The organism is Streptomyces sp. NPDC060209 (assembly GCF_042728155.1).
In the GTDB taxonomy this organism is placed as follows: Bacteria; Actinomycetota; Actinomycetes; order Streptomycetales; family Streptomycetaceae; genus Streptomyces.
The window spans coordinates 19,090-32,307 of record NZ_JBHWZS010000072.1; the positions used below are offsets into that span (position 1 = coordinate 19,090).

The 13,218-nt window shown below is 70.5% G+C and carries 13 protein-coding genes and 1 riboswitch; of the genes, 7 read left to right on the forward strand and 6 right to left on the reverse strand.

From position 1 onward, the window contains the following. Positions 1-2: 2 nt before the first annotated feature. Positions 3-1,007: a hypothetical protein gene (locus ACFWFI_RS16295; protein WP_387390096.1), complete on the reverse strand. Its 1,005-nt coding sequence runs from the start codon at positions 1,005-1,007 to the stop codon at positions 3-5. Between the two features lie 193 nt (positions 1,008-1,200). Between ACFWFI_RS16295 and ACFWFI_RS16300 the strand changes: the two genes are divergently transcribed. Both ACFWFI_RS16300 and ACFWFI_RS16305 read left to right on the forward strand, forming a co-directional pair. Then, positions 1,201-3,474: a heavy metal translocating P-type ATPase gene (locus ACFWFI_RS16300; protein WP_387390099.1), complete on the forward strand. Its 2,274-nt coding sequence runs from the start codon at positions 1,201-1,203 to the stop codon at positions 3,472-3,474. A 134-nt stretch (positions 3,475-3,608) separates the two neighbouring features. Continuing rightward, positions 3,609-4,061: a flavodoxin family protein gene (locus tag ACFWFI_RS16305; protein WP_387390102.1), complete on the forward strand. Its 453-nt coding sequence runs from the start codon at positions 3,609-3,611 to the stop codon at positions 4,059-4,061. Positions 4,062-4,067: 6 nt separating this feature from the next. On the opposite strand, the gene ACFWFI_RS16310 is transcribed toward ACFWFI_RS16305, so the two are convergent. From ACFWFI_RS16310 to ACFWFI_RS16320, 3 genes are read right to left on the reverse strand one after another with little or no spacing between them, the layout of a single operon-like run. Next, positions 4,068-5,996, reverse strand: coding sequence for an ABC transporter permease (locus tag ACFWFI_RS16310; RefSeq protein WP_387390105.1), 1,929 nt, complete (start codon positions 5,994-5,996; stop codon positions 4,068-4,070). A 29-nt stretch (positions 5,997-6,025) separates the two neighbouring features. Continuing rightward, positions 6,026-6,805: a molybdate ABC transporter substrate-binding protein gene (modA, locus tag ACFWFI_RS16315; protein WP_387390108.1), complete on the reverse strand. Its 780-nt coding sequence runs from the start codon at positions 6,803-6,805 to the stop codon at positions 6,026-6,028. A 50-nt stretch (positions 6,806-6,855) separates the two neighbouring features. Continuing rightward, a complete protein-coding gene (locus ACFWFI_RS16320; protein ID WP_387390111.1) occupies positions 6,856-7,251 on the reverse strand; it encodes a TOBE domain-containing protein in 396 nt (131 codons plus the stop codon). 437 nt (positions 7,252-7,688) lie between these two features. Here ACFWFI_RS16320 and ACFWFI_RS16325 point away from each other — a divergent pair, with 437 nt between their 5' ends. The 3 genes from ACFWFI_RS16325 (at position 7,689) to ACFWFI_RS16335 (ending at position 9,966) form a co-directional block, all read left to right on the forward strand. Continuing rightward, positions 7,689-8,336 carry a TetR/AcrR family transcriptional regulator gene (locus ACFWFI_RS16325; protein WP_387390114.1) on the forward strand — a complete coding sequence of 216 codons (648 nt, stop codon included), beginning with the start codon at positions 7,689-7,691 and terminating at the stop codon, positions 8,334-8,336. A 163-nt stretch (positions 8,337-8,499) separates the two neighbouring features. Then, complete coding sequence (locus tag ACFWFI_RS16330; RefSeq protein WP_387390117.1) at positions 8,500-9,723, forward strand: cytochrome P450; 1,224 nt, start codon at positions 8,500-8,502, stop codon at positions 9,721-9,723. Between the two features lie 51 nt (positions 9,724-9,774). Next, complete coding sequence (locus ACFWFI_RS16335) at positions 9,775-9,966, forward strand: ferredoxin (protein ID WP_387390120.1); 192 nt, start codon at positions 9,775-9,777, stop codon at positions 9,964-9,966. A gap of 38 nt (positions 9,967-10,004) precedes the next feature. On the opposite strand, the gene ACFWFI_RS16340 is transcribed toward ACFWFI_RS16335, so the two are convergent. Further along, a complete protein-coding gene (locus tag ACFWFI_RS16340; protein ID WP_387390123.1) occupies positions 10,005-10,544 on the reverse strand; it encodes a GNAT family N-acetyltransferase in 540 nt (179 codons plus the stop codon). A 202-nt stretch (positions 10,545-10,746) separates the two neighbouring features. Here ACFWFI_RS16340 and ACFWFI_RS16345 point away from each other — a divergent pair, with 202 nt between their 5' ends. Next, the gene (locus ACFWFI_RS16345; protein ID WP_387390138.1) at positions 10,747-11,385 is read left to right on the forward strand and encodes a TetR/AcrR family transcriptional regulator; all 639 of its coding nucleotides are present in this window, start codon (positions 10,747-10,749) and stop codon (positions 11,383-11,385) included. A gap of 126 nt (positions 11,386-11,511) precedes the next feature. On the opposite strand, the gene ACFWFI_RS16350 is transcribed toward ACFWFI_RS16345, so the two are convergent. After that, complete coding sequence (locus ACFWFI_RS16350) at positions 11,512-11,742, reverse strand: hypothetical protein (protein WP_387390126.1); 231 nt, start codon at positions 11,740-11,742, stop codon at positions 11,512-11,514. 357 nt (positions 11,743-12,099) lie between these two features. Then, positions 12,100-12,285: riboswitch (cyclic di-AMP (ydaO/yuaA leader) on the forward strand. Between the two features lie 4 nt (positions 12,286-12,289). Here ACFWFI_RS16350 and ACFWFI_RS16355 point away from each other — a divergent pair. Further along, positions 12,290-13,153 (forward strand): transglycosylase SLT domain-containing protein, encoded by an 864-nt coding sequence (locus tag ACFWFI_RS16355; protein ID WP_387390129.1) that lies wholly within the window; start codon positions 12,290-12,292, stop codon positions 13,151-13,153. Positions 13,154-13,218: the final 65 nt, after the last annotated feature.

Here is a 13,218-nt window from a genome sequence, read left to right on the forward strand (position 1 = left end):
GCTCAGTGCCCGTGGCTCCCGGCCTCGTCGCCGCCGGTCGTGCTGCGCTCGTGCCCGCCCGACGGGCCGTCCTCGTGTCCGTCCGAGGGCGCCGTCGGGCGGGGAGTATCGGTCGCCGCTGACGACGGGACGGTGAAGGACGCCGTCCGGACGGTGCCGTCGTGCTTGAAGTCCAGGAACAGCCTGTAGGTGGCGGAGCTGGGCGCGGTCGCCGTGAAGGAGACGTCCGGCCCGGGCTTCGTGGAGCCGTCGCCGGGTTGGCCGTCGGGGTGGACGTGGAGATGGGCGAGGTCGCCGGCGCGCAGGGCGACGAGGTGTCCGTACGCGCCCAGATAGGGCTGCAGGTCGGTGACGGGCCGGCCGTCCTTCCGCACGGTGAACCTGAGGTGCTCCGGCGCGTCGGGGCGCAGGGTGCCGTTCAGAGAGACCGTGTACCCGTCGACCGTGGTCGTCAGGGCGGGCTTCGGGAGCTCCGCCGCCTTGTAGGCACCGGACACGGCCAGATCCGCCCCCAGAGTGAGGTCGCCGGTGTTCCTGCCGGCGGGCGTGAAGTCGGCGAAGACGCGGTAGTCGCCCGCCGCGGGCAGATCGACCGGGATGCTCCACGTGCCGCCGGCCGCTCGGGTGGGGTGCAGGTGGCGATAGGTGACCAGGTCGCGCGAGGCGAGGATCAGATGGAGTTCCTTGTCGTGCTCACGTTGAAACCTCGTGACCGGACGGCCGGCCCGGTCGCGGATGGTGAAGCGCAGCTCGCTCTGCTGCCCCGCTTCCATGCGGGGGGTCTCGAGGTCGAGTGCGTAACCGCCCTCGGAGATCTGCAGGCCCCCGGCGGGAGAACCGGTTCGGCTTTCGCCGGTGTGCGGCGCGGCGCTCTCCGCGTGGGCGGAGCGCTCGGGGGAGCCGGCGGTGCCGGCCCCGGGGCCGACGGTGACTCCGATGCCGTAGGCGGCGCCGAAGGACGCCGTGAGTGCGGCGGTGAACGCGGTGATCTTCGCGGCGGGGTTCATGGCTGCTCCTGCTCCTGCTCCTGTGCCTTCTGCGCGGAGGGCCCGCAATGGTCCGACGCCTTGAGCGTATACCCGCAGGGGGTATGCGCAAGCGGCCGGCGGGATTTGCCATGCATACGGGTGGGGGGTATATCTGGAGGTGAATGGATACCCGTGAGGGGTATGCTGGTCCCGTTCGGACGAGGAGCAGGAAATGACTCCCACCACTCCCGGCACTGCCCGGGTCGAGCTCGCCATCGGCGGCATGACCTGCGCTTCGTGCGCGGCCCGGATCGAGAAGAAGCTCAACCGCATGGAGGGGGTCGAGGCCACCGTCAACTACGCGACGGAGAAGGCCGGAGTCGTCTTCGCCGAGGACATCTCGGTGGACGACCTGATCGCCACGGTCGAGGCCACCGGCTACACCGCCCGGCGGCCGGCCCCGCCCCGTCGAGCGCCCGACGAAGTCGGAGCGCCGACCGCCGGCCGGGGCGAGGACGAGCGTGCCGATACCGAGCTGCGGTCCTTGCGCCGGCGTCTCGTCACCGCGGCCCTGCTGGCCGCGCCGGTCGTCGCGATGGCGATGATCCCGGCCCTCCAGTTCGAGTACTGGCAGTGGCTCTCCCTCACGCTCGCCGCACCGGTCGTCACGTACGCGGCCTGGCCCTTCCACCGCGCCGCCTGGACCAATGCCCGGCACGGTGCGGCCACCATGGACACCCTGATCTCGGTCGGTACGTCGGCCGCGTTCCTGTGGTCGTTGTGGGCGCTCTTCTTCGGGACGGCGGGGATGCCGGGCATGACGCACCCCTTCGAATTCACCATCGGCCGAAGCGACGGGGCGGGAAACATCTACCTGGAGGCCGCCGCCGGTGTCACCGCCTTCATCCTGGCCGGGCGGTACTTCGAGGCCCGCTCGAAGCGCAAGGCGGGCGCCGCACTCAAGGCGCTCATGGAGCTGGGCGCCAAGGAGGTCACCGTGTTGCGCGAGGGCAGGGAGACCACCCTGCCCACGGCGGCTCTGCGGGTCGGGGACCGCTTCCTGGTCCGCCCCGGCGAGAAGATCGCCACGGACGGGACGGTGGTGGAGGGCTCCTCCGCCGTCGACGTCTCGATGCTCACCGGCGAGTCGGTGCCCATCGAGGTGACCGCCGGTGACTCCGTCACGGGGGCGACCCTCAACGCGGGCGGCCGTCTGGTCGTCGAGGCCACCAGGGTCGGTGCCGACACCCAGCTGGCCCGGATGGCCGCGCTCGTGGAAGAGGCCCAGAGCGGCAAGGCCTCCGCCCAGCGCCTGGCCGACAGGATCTCCGCGGTCTTCGTACCGGTCGTCATCGGGCTGGCGCTGGCGACACTCGGCTTCTGGCTCGGCTCCGGCGCCGGACTCACCGCAGCCTTCACCGCGGCCGTCGCCGTGCTGATCATCGCCTGCCCCTGCGCGCTGGGCCTGGCCACGCCCACCGCCCTGCTGGTCGGTACCGGACGCGGGGCCCAGCTCGGCATCCTGATCAAGGGGCCGGAGGTCCTGGAGAACACCCGCAGGGCCGACACGATCCTCCTCGACAAGACGGGCACCGTCACCACAGGCCGTATGACGCTGCTGAAGGTCCACACCGCCGGTTCCACGGACGAGGCCGAAGTGCTGCTCCTCGCGGGCGCGTTGGAGCACTCCTCCGAACACCCGATAGCCCGGGCCGTCGCCGAGGGCGCCGCCGGGAAGGTGGGCGCGCTGCCCGCTCCCGAGGATTTCGCCAACGTCCCCGGACTCGGTGTCCAGGGCGTCGTCGAGGGCCACGCCGTGCTCGTCGGCCGCGAGAAGCTGCTGGCCGAATGGGCCATCGGGCTTCCCGAGGAGCTCAGGACCGCCAAGGACGCGGCCGAGAAGGAAGGGAGGACCGTGATCGCGGTGGCCTGGGACGGAGAGGCGCGTGCGGTCCTGGAGGTCGCCGACGCCGTGAAGGAGACCAGCGCCGAAGCGGTCCGGCGGCTGCGCGCACTCGGACTGTCGCCCGTCCTGCTGACCGGCGACAACAAGGCGGTCGCCGAATCCGTCGCGGCCCAGGTCGGTATCGACGAGGTCATCGCCGAGGTCATGCCGCAGGACAAGGCCGAGGTCGTCAGGAAGCTCCAGGCACAAGGACGCAGTGTCGCCATGGTCGGCGACGGTGTGAACGACGCCGCCGCGCTCGCCCAGGCGGACCTGGGGCTGTCCATGGGGACCGGCACGGACGCCGCCATCGAGGCCGGCGACCTGACGCTCGTACGCGGGGACCTGCGGGTGGCCGCCGACGCGATCCGGCTCTCCCGCAGAACGCTGGGTACGATCCGCTCGAATCTGTTCTGGGCCCTCGCCTACAACGTGGCAGCCCTGCCGCTCGCCGCGGCCGGCCTGCTCAATCCGATGATCGCGGGAGCGGCCATGGCCTTCTCGTCGGTCTTCGTCGTCGGCAACAGCCTCCGCCTGCGGGGCTTCCGCGCCGCCGACTGAGGCAGCGCCTGCGCCCGTGCCTCCGCGTTCCCCGGCCGGGGTAACAGGCGGCCCCTGGGCGTCCCAGGGCGCCGGGCCGCCGCCAGGGCGTTGCGGTTTGCGTCCGACGGGCCGGGGCGGCAGGGTTCGGGGGTGTGGCCACTCTGCTGATCGTGCATCACACCCCCTCGCCCAACTGCCAGGCACTGTTCGAGGCGGTCGTCTCCGGCGCGACCACCGAGGACATCGAAGGCGTACGGGTCGTGAGGCGGGCCGCGCTCTCCGCCACGGCGTCCGACGTACTCGCCGCCGACGGCTATCTGCTCGGCACCCCGGCGAACCTCGGTTACATGTCCGGAGCCCTGAAGCACTTCTTCGACCAGGTCTACTACCCGTGCCTGGACGCGACGAAGGGCCGGCCCTTCGGCTACTACGTGCACGGCGGCAACGACGTCACCGGAGCCGTACGGGGCATCGAGACGATCACGACGGGTCTCGGATGGCGTCGTACGGCCGACGCGGTGACCGTCACCGGCGAGCCCGGCAAGGCCGACACAGAGGCGTGCTGGGAACTGGGGGCGACGGTCGCCGCCGGACTGATGGACTGACGAGTCCTACCGCGGGACGAGGGTCGCCTCGGTCGCCTTCACGCTGGTCCAGACCGACACCCCGTCGGCCAGGCCGAGTTCGGCGGCGGCCTGCGGGGTGATCTCCGCGACGAGGTCGGGTGCCTCCGAGGAGGAGACCAGGACACGCAGCCGGCTGCCGCTGGCGGTGATCTCGCGGACCGTACCCGGCCAGACGTTACGCGGGCTGCCGCTCGGCCTCTCGCGGTGTACGGAGACGGCTTCGGGGCCGATGACCGCGAGTGCGGGTGTGCCGGCGGGCAGCGGCTCCGCGGCGACGAGGCTGCCCCCGCCGGAGAGCAGGAGCCCCTCGGCTGTGGCCGTGCCCGGCCAGGCGTTCCGGCCGAGCATCCGGGCGACCCAGGGGGAGCGCGGATGGCGGGTGACCTCACCCGGCGGCGCGTCCTGCAAGGCCCGGCCCTCGTCGAGCACGAGGACGCGGTCGGCCAGCGAGACCGCCTCGACCGGATCGTGCGTGACGATCAGGCAGACGCCGCCGAAGCCGTCGAGGTGGGTGCGCAGGGTGTGGCGTACATGCGCGCGGGTCGTCTGGTCCAGAGCGGCGAGCGGCTCGTCCAGGAGCAGCAGCCGGGGACGCGACGCCAGCGCGCGGGCGAGCGCGACGCGCTGGGCCTGGCCGCCGGAGAGCTGGGCGGGCTTGCGGGCGGCGAGGTGCCCGACACCGAGGCGGTCGAGCCACTGCCGGGCGCTGAGCCGGGCCTCGGTGCGCGGGACGCCGTGGGCGCGGAGCCCGTAGGCGGTGTTCGCCAGTGCGGAGAGGTGTGGGAACAGGGCGCCGTCCTGCGGGACCCACGCGACGCCCCGCCGGTGCGGGGGCAGGCCGCCGGTGTCGGTGTCCCCGAGGCGCAGGGCGGCGTGGGCGCGCGGTGTCAGGCCGAGCAGGGCGCGCAGCAGAGTCGTCTTGCCCGCGCCGTTCGGGCCGACGACGGCGATCGTCGTACCCGGCTCCGCCTCGAGGGTGAGCTGGTTGAAACCGGTGACCTCGGCGCGCAGCGGCCAGCTCCCGGAGGGCTCGGCCGGGGCAGCCGGGGCGCCCCCGGGCGGCTCCGGACCGGGCTCCTCGGCGGTGCGTCGCGAGGGCGCGGCGGAGCGGGGGGTGCCGGCCCACCGTCCGCGCAGGGCGACCAGCACCGCCATCGCGATGGCGAGCAGCAGCAGCGAGACGGATGTGGCCGCCTCGGGGGAGTCCTGGAGCAGTAGGTACACCTGCAGAGGCAGGGTCTGCGTGGTGCCCGGCAGATTGCCGGCGAACGTGATGGTCGCGCCGAACTCACCCAGCGCCCGTGCCCACGTCAGGGCCGCGCCCGCGGCCAGACCCGGAGCGACCATGGGCAGGGTCACGGTGAAGAACACACGTACCGGGGAGGCGCCCAGGGACGCGGCCGTCTCCTCGTAGCGCGGATGCAGTCCGCCCAGGGCACCTTCGAGGCTGATGACGAGGAAGGGCATCGCGACGAAGGTCGCGGCAAGGACCGCTCCCGAGGTGTGGAACGGCAGAGTGATACCGAACGTGCCCTCCAGCCAGGGCCCGAGAAGCCCTCGCCGCCCGAACGCGAGCAGCAGGGCCACGCCCCCGACGGTGGGCGGCAGGACCATCGGCAGCAGGACGAGCGAGCGCACGAGGACCTTGCCGGGGAAGTCGACGCGGGCCAGCAGCCACGCCAGGGGCACCCCCAGGACGAGCGAGAGCCCGAGCGCCCAGCCGGAGACGAGCAGCGACAGCTTCAGGGCCTGGGTGGTTCCAGGACCGGTCAGATGCGTGCCGAGCTCGCCCCAGGACGTGCGCGCGATGATGCCGGCCAGGGGCAGCATCAGGAACACGACGGCGAGCAGCGCGGGAATCGCCAGGGTGAGCGGGGTGCGGGGGCCCGACGGGCGGGTGCGGAGCTGTTTCATCGCGTTTCCCTACGGGCCCGGTCTGGCCGTCACGGCTTCTGGAAGCCCGCGTCCTGGAGGATCTTCTGCGCCTCGGGCGTGGAAAGCCAGGACACGAAGGCGGCTGCGGCCTTGGTGTTCTTGGACGACTTCAGTGTCGCGGCCGGGTAGGACGCGATCGCGTTCTGCGCGTCGGGGATGTCGATCGCGTCGACCTTGTCGGTGGCGGTGGCGGCATCCGTCCTGTAGACGAGGCCGGCATCGGCCTCACCCAGCTCGACCTTGCTGAGAACGGCGCGGACATTGGGTTCCTGGGAGACCGGCTTCACGTCGATCTTCTGGGCGTCCAGGATCTGCTTCCCGTAGCGGCCCACCGGCACCTCGGGTGCGGCCAGGACCACCTTGAGCCCGGGATCGGCGAGATCCGTGAGGCTCTCGACCTTCTCGGGATTGCCTTCGCCGGTAGCGATGACCAGGCGGTTCTTCGCGATGACCGTCGGCTTGCCGGTGTCCGACGTCAGCCCGTCCATCGTCTTGGTGTCCGCGGTGACCAGCGCGTCCGCGGGCGCGCCCTGCCCGACCTGGGCGGCGAGCTCCTGCGATCCGGCGAAGGAGAACGTGACCTTCGTGCCGGGGTTCTCCTTCTCGTACGCCGCACCGGCGGTCGCGAAGACGTCGGTCAGCGACGAGGCGGCCAGCACGGTCAGCTCGGTCTTCGGCGCAACGGAGTCCTTGGCGTCGTCGTCGCTGCCGCACCCGGCCAGGGTGGCGAGCAGAGCCGCCGACAGGACCGCGGCGCCGCCACGGCGGCCGGTGAGGGTGAAGGACATCAGGAGAACTCCTCGATATGAGACGCCGCCTGCCGACGGCGGGTGCCGCGTCAGGTGCGGTCGATGTGCACGCTGGTCGACTTCACGCGGGCCGTGGCCTGCATGCCGACCTCGAGTCCCAGCTCCTCCACGGCCTCCCGGGTCAGCAGGGACACGAGGCGGTGCGGGCCGGCCTGGATCTCGACCTGGGCCGCGACGTCACCGAGCTTCACCGCGGTGACGATGCCGGGGAAGGCATTGCGCGCCGAGGTGTACGGGATCTCTTCCTCGCCCGGTCCGGCCTGCGCGACCTCGACGGAGAACGCGGCCAGATCACGGCCGTCGATGAGGCGGCGCCCGCTCTCGTCGCGATGGGTCGCGACCCGGCCGGCGTCCGCCCAGCGACGGGCGGTGTCGGGGCTCACGCCGAGAAGGCGTGCCGCCTGCCCGATGGTGTAGGACTGCATGTGCGACACAATATGTTGAAGGCGCTCGCATTTACAACGCACATACGTTCCACACCTCGCAGATGCTTCCTTCTGTCTTGTGCGGAGGGTGCCTCCTCGGGCCGGTTCGGCCGGCTTCGCACCCTTGGCCTTTTGTTCCCTCTGGTCTCCGAACGGGTGGCGTGCCCCGGTGGCTTCGCGCCAACTCCGGGCCCCGCCGGAGCTGTATGTCATGGCCGCCGAAGGCCGCAGGTTGTGCCCTGCGGCCGGGACGGAAGCGGAAGCAATGCCGCCCGCGGGCTGATCACGGCGGGTGGCAGGGGTGTCGCGGGCATCCGGGAACCCTCCGGTGGCGGGCGTGTGACCATCTCGGCCATCTTTAAAGCAGTCGCTTGACTGCTTGGGTGGTGCCGGATTGCCTGGACCTTCCGAGATGCCTTCGACCGAGGAGCCGGCGGATGGAACGCACCGTGCGTGCCGAGCAGGTCAGCGAGACCAGGGAGCGGATCCTGCACGCCGCCGAGCGGCTGTTCGCCGAGCGGGGCGTCTACGCGGTGTCCAACCGCCGGGTCAGCGAGGCCGCACAACAGGGCAACAACGCCGCGGTCGGCTATCACTTCGGTACGAAGGCCGACCTGGTGCGTGCGATCACCCGGAAGCACAGCCGGCAGATCGAGGAGGCCCGCGCACGTCGGCTGGCCGGCATCCAGGACCCCTCGGACATAGGGGAGTGGGTGGCCTGCCTGGTGCGGCCCACCACCGAGCATCTGGACACGCTCGGCAGCCCCACCTGGTTCGCACGGTTCTGCGCCCAGGTCATGACCGACCCGGCGCTGCAGGACATCATGGCCGAGGAGTCGCTCGCCTGCCCGCCGACGCTACAGACCCTCGAAGGGCTCAACCGGTGCCTGCCCGACCTGCCTCCCGACGTCCATGTCGAGCGGGCCGCCATGTCGCGCAACCTGATCCTTCACACCTGCGCGGAGCGTGAACGCGCTCTCGCCGATAACACCTCCACGCCTCGCGCGAACTGGCACGACACCGCCACCGGCCTGATCGACGCAGTCGTCGGGCTCTGGACGGCACCGGTCACGGCCTGCCGCTGACCGTCTCTGTTTCAGGGTCACGGGCGTCCTCGGCCGGAGTGTTCCCCAGCAGGAGCGACCGCGCCGCCAGGAGACGGGCGGTCCCGGCCCGTCCGTCGAACAGTCCGCGCCGTGACAGAGGCCGACGGTACGTCAGCCACCCGCACGACGAAGTGAGGAAGCGATGACCAGCACGGTACGCGGGGAAGGGGCACACGTGCCCTCGGCCCCGGAATTCCCGATGTCCAGGGCGACGGGCTGCCCGTTCGACCCGCCGCCCGCCCTGAAGGCGGAGCAGGAACAGGGGGCGCTCAGGAAGGTCCGCCTGTGGGACGGGTCCACGCCCTGGCTGGTGACCCGCTACACCGATCAGCGCACCCTCCTCGCCGACCCGAGGATCAGCTCCGACATCACCCGGTCCGGATATCCCAGCCCCGCACCGGTGAAGGGTTCGAGCTTCAGCTTCATCCTGATGGACGACCCGGAACACGCCCGTCAGCGGCGGATGGTGACCGCCCCCTTCACGATCAGGCGGGTGGAGGCGATGCGTCCGGCCGTCCAGAGGATCGTGGACGGACTGATCGACGACATGCTCTCCGGGCCCCCGAGGACCGACCTCGTCCAGGCATTCGCCCTCCCCGTTCCCTCGCTCGTGATCTGCGAACTGCTCGGAGTGCCGTACAGCGACCACGACTTCTTCCAGGAGAACAGCAAGACCCTCATCAGCCGCAGCGCGACTCCCGAGCAACGGGGCACGGCCCACGGCAACCTGATCGGATATCTGGACGAGCTGATGGGCCACAAGATCGCCCGGCCCGCGGACGACCTCCTGTCAGGACTCGGCACCCGGGTCGAGGCGGGCGAGCTGTCCCGCCGCGAGGCGGCCGAGATGGGCGTACTCCTGCTGCTCGCCGGACACGAGACCACCGCCAACATGATCGCTCTGGGCACCCTCGCCCTGCTCGAACACCCCGACCAGTTCGCCCTGCTCCGCGACACGGAGGACCCGAAAACGGTCGCCGGCGCCGTGGAGGAACTGCTGCGCTATCTCAACATCACCCACACGGGCCGCCGTCGCGTGGCTCTGGAGGACATCGAGATCGCCGGCGAGGTCATCCGGGCCGGCGAGGGGATCATCGTGCCCAACGACATCGGCAACCGTGACCCCGAGGTCTTCGCCGACCCCGACAGGCTCGACCTCCGACGGGACGCACGGCGCCACGTGGCCTTCGGTTTCGGCGTGCACCAGTGCCTCGGGCAGCCGCTGGCCCGCATGGAACTGCAGGTCGTCTACAGCACCCTCTACCGGCGCGTCCCCACCCTCCGTCTTGACACCGGCCTGGAGGAGCTTTCGTTCAAGCACGACGGGTCCGTCTACGGCGTGTACGAACTGCCCGTGGCCTGGTGACCTCCCGCCCCGAGCCCGCCCCGCAGCGACACCGACCATGAAGGAGTGCTCATGAAAGTGACCCTCGACCAGGACAAGTGCGTGGCGTCCGGACAGTGCGTGGTCGCCGCAGACGATGTGTTCGACCAGGACGACGACGGGATCGCCGTACTGCTCGACCCCGCGCCACCGTCGGCGCGGGCCGAAGATGTCCAGCAGGCCGCGGCCGTCTGCCCGGCACTCGCCATCCGTGTCCAGGACTGACGCGAGGGGGCACCAGGACACAACCTGAGCGGAGAACGTCAGATCCTCGTACTGCGGGCGACGCGGTACAGCACGTTCGGACGCAGCGGCCCTTCGGGCTCGGTGGGGTCGTCGAAGTCGTCGGCAGGGTCCCGGGTCATGCCGATCCGGCGCATCACCGCCTGCGAACGAAGGTTGGTGGCTGTGGTGACAGCGAGGATCTCAGGAAGCTCCAGGGTGTCGAAGCCGTGGGCCAGGACCGCCACCGCGGCCTCGGTGGCGTAGCCCTGGCCCCAGGCCGAGCGGGCGAGCCGCCAGCCGATCTCCACTCCTGTGAACGGCATGCCGTCGTCCACCTCGTCCAGGCCTGCGAAGCCGATGAACCCGCCGGCGGCCTCCACCTCAACTGCCCACCATCCGTAGCCGCGCTGGTCGAACTCGGCCTGGAACCGCGCCACGGAGGCATCGCTCTGTTCGCGGGTGAGCAGGTCACCCAGATGCTCTCGAACCTCCGGGTCGGCATTCATCGCCGCCCACGGTTCCAGGTCGGAGTCGCGCCACGGGCGCAGGACGAGGCGATCGGTACGCAGTTCAGCCATGCTGCTCAGCCAACGTGAGCCCTGGCCCCGGGGCAATCCGTTTTCCTCGGCGAGCCGGATTTCCTCCGGGCCGCCCGGTTGCTCGATGAAGACGCTCGCAGGGATCGAACTCTTCCTCCTGTCTCTGCTCCCGGTCCTCGTGGCGGGTGCCACGGTCACTCACATAAAATGGACCGTCAAGTCCAGAAGAGGGGGTCCCGGCATGCCGAGCGGGAACAGTGCCACCTCGCGGCTCACCGCCAAGGGGGCGGCCACCCGCCGCCGCATCGTGGAGGGGGCGGCGGAGGAGATCCGGGTCAGGGGTGCCGCGGGCACCACGCTGGACGACGTCCGGGCGCGTACCTCGACCAGCAAGAGCCAGATCTTCCACTACTTCCCCGGAGGCAAGGAGGAGCTGCTGCTCGCGGTGGCAGCCCGCGAGGCCGAACGCGTCATAGAGGACCAGGAGCCTCATCTCAGCGACCTGGGCACCTGGCAGGCATGGCAGGACTGGCGCGACGCGGTCGTCCGGCGCTACGAGCAACAGGGCGTCAACTGTCCGCTGGGCGTGCTGATCACCGAGCTGGGGCGCACCACCCCCGCCGCGCAGGAGCTCACCGGCCGACTGATCGAGCAGTGGCAGGAGGCCTTGCGTGCCGGTGTCCGACTCATGCAGGCAGGCGGCGAGGTCGATCCCCGGCTGGACGCCGACCGCACGGCAGCCGCACTCGTCGCCGCGGTGCAGGGCGGAGTGACCATCCTGATGTCCACCGGCCGCATCACGCATCTGGAGGCCGCGCTCGACACGTCGCTGGATCTCTTGCGGGCCACGGCCGTCACGACGCCTCCGCCAGGGGCGTGACAGCGGGGGCCTCCGGTCGAAGCACCCGGCCTGCACGGAGCCGCACCGCGGCCGGTGCGCCGGCGTCCCCCGCCTCCTGCGGAGCCGGCTGACCGGTGGTGGTCTCCCGGTCGCCCTCCGGCCCGCTCAGTGCGGCTTCCAGCTGAGCTTGCCGCCGCCCACCCATCGGACGGCGGCCGGGTCGTCGAGGTCATGGACCTGGATCCCGGCCGTCGCGGCGGCGATCAGCACGTCCGTCATGGCGGTCGCGTTCCCGATGACCTCTCCGTCGATCTCCACTACGCGGAAGGGCGGATCTCCGGGCTGAACGGGCAGGACGGTGATCCGCGGGGTCGAGGCGTGCGGGCTTTCAGTCATAGGCGGATCGGTTCCACGTCGGCGCTCCAGGTATGCCCCGGGGCCTGACCCGTGAGCCTTATGCCCGATTTAGGGCGCTTTTCGAATTTAATCCCGTAATCCATAAAAGGCCATTTCGTGTGACCTGGACCCCTTCGCGCTGGAGCAAATCGCCCGAATCGGACTCCGTGACCAGGGTCACTCCATGGGTCCCGGACGCCGGAGTGTGGCGGCCGGTTCCCTGCTGCGCCAAGAAGAATGAGTGGTGCGGTGTGGGGTGGATTACATGAATTCCCGTGAATTGATCTTGCGAATGAATTCTGATCACCGAACCAGGCTTGTTCCTTTCCCTATTTCTCGCCTACGGTCACCATCAATCCGGGCGGAACGCCGAATCCTGCCGCCGTCCGGTTACCCGACCACTTCTCGTACGGCAGGAGCGGGGGACCCAAGTAAGCGCCGATCCGGTATCCGGAACGGCTCGGGGTGAAGTCGCATTCGCATGCGGCCGGGCATCTCCAGCTCGAACCCGACAGCTCACTTCGCAGGCGACGGAGAGGAATTCAGCATGCCCGAAAACGGTAAGCACCGTCGTTCCAGGACCAGTTCGCTGACCCGCGGCATCATCGCCGTGAGCACGGGTGGAGCCGCCCTGGCCCTCCCCGTGATCGGCGCGACCGGCGCCTTCGCGGCCCCGGCCCAGCCGGTCGCCGTCGAAAAGGCCGCGACCTCGACTGCCGTGACCGGCAAGGGAATTGCCGCGCAGAAGTCCGAGTCCGCGACCTATTCCGTGATCTTGGGTGACACCCTTGCCAAGATCGCCCGTGAGCATTCCGTCAGCGGTGGCTGGAAGGCTCTGTACGAGGACAACCAGAAGGCTGTCGGCGGAAACCCGAACCTGATTCACCCGGGTCTGAAGCTGACTGTCGACGCCAAGGCCGAGAGCAAGTCGGCGGACAAGGCCGAGAAGGCCGAATCCAAGGCCTCTGCTTCGTCCGACCGTGCCGAGAGCGCCGACCGCGCCGACCGTTCGGAGCGCACGAGCACCTCCATCGCCGCGGAGGGCGCACCCGCCGCCGAGGCCGCTCCTGCCGCCGAGCCGGCCACGTACACGAACGACCTCGACGGCTGGATCAAGGAGTCGCTCGCCGTCATGGCCGAGCACGGCATCCCCGGCACCTACGAGGGCATCCACCGCAACATCATCCGCGAGTCCGGTGGCAACCCCCAGGCCATCAACAACTGGGACTCGAACGCCGCTGCGGGCATCCCGTCCAAGGGTCTGCTCCAGGTCATCGACCCGACCTTCCAGGCCTACCACGTGGACGGTACGTCGACGGACAGCTACGACCCGGTCGCGAACATCACGGCCGCGTGCAACTACGCCGCGGACAAGTACGGCTCGATCGACAACGTCGACTCGGCCTACTGAGTTCTCTCCGAGGCGGGACCGCTGACGCACGGGCGTGTGACAGAGGGACGGGACTGACGGGTGGC

Bases quoted from the DNA above. Each gene is read 5' to 3' on its own strand.
- ACFWFI_RS16345 (WP_387390138.1), top strand. From the start codon at position 10,747: ATGCCGAGCGGGAACAGTGCCACCTCGCGGCTCACCGCCAAGGGGGCG.
- ACFWFI_RS16310 (WP_387390105.1), bottom strand. From the start codon at position 5,996: ATGAAACAGCTCCGCACCCGCCCGTCGGGCCCCCGCACCCCGCTCACC.
- ACFWFI_RS16325 (WP_387390114.1), top strand. From the start codon at position 7,689: ATGGAACGCACCGTGCGTGCCGAGCAGGTCAGCGAGACCAGGGAGCGG.
- ACFWFI_RS16300 (WP_387390099.1), top strand. From the start codon at position 1,201: ATGACTCCCACCACTCCCGGCACTGCCCGGGTCGAGCTCGCCATCGGC.
- ACFWFI_RS16295 (WP_387390096.1), bottom strand. From the start codon at position 1,007: ATGAACCCCGCCGCGAAGATCACCGCGTTCACCGCCGCACTCACGGCG.
- ACFWFI_RS16355 (WP_387390129.1), top strand. From the start codon at position 12,290: ATGCCCGAAAACGGTAAGCACCGTCGTTCCAGGACCAGTTCGCTGACC.
- ACFWFI_RS16330 (WP_387390117.1), top strand. From the start codon at position 8,500: ATGACCAGCACGGTACGCGGGGAAGGGGCACACGTGCCCTCGGCCCCG.
- modA (WP_387390108.1), bottom strand. From the start codon at position 6,805: ATGTCCTTCACCCTCACCGGCCGCCGTGGCGGCGCCGCGGTCCTGTCG.
- ACFWFI_RS16350 (WP_387390126.1), bottom strand. From the start codon at position 11,742: ATGACTGAAAGCCCGCACGCCTCGACCCCGCGGATCACCGTCCTGCCC.
- ACFWFI_RS16340 (WP_387390123.1), bottom strand. From the start codon at position 10,544: ATGGCTGAACTGCGTACCGATCGCCTCGTCCTGCGCCCGTGGCGCGAC.
- ACFWFI_RS16335 (WP_387390120.1), top strand. From the start codon at position 9,775: ATGAAAGTGACCCTCGACCAGGACAAGTGCGTGGCGTCCGGACAGTGC.
- ACFWFI_RS16320 (WP_387390111.1), bottom strand. From the start codon at position 7,251: ATGCAGTCCTACACCATCGGGCAGGCGGCACGCCTTCTCGGCGTGAGC.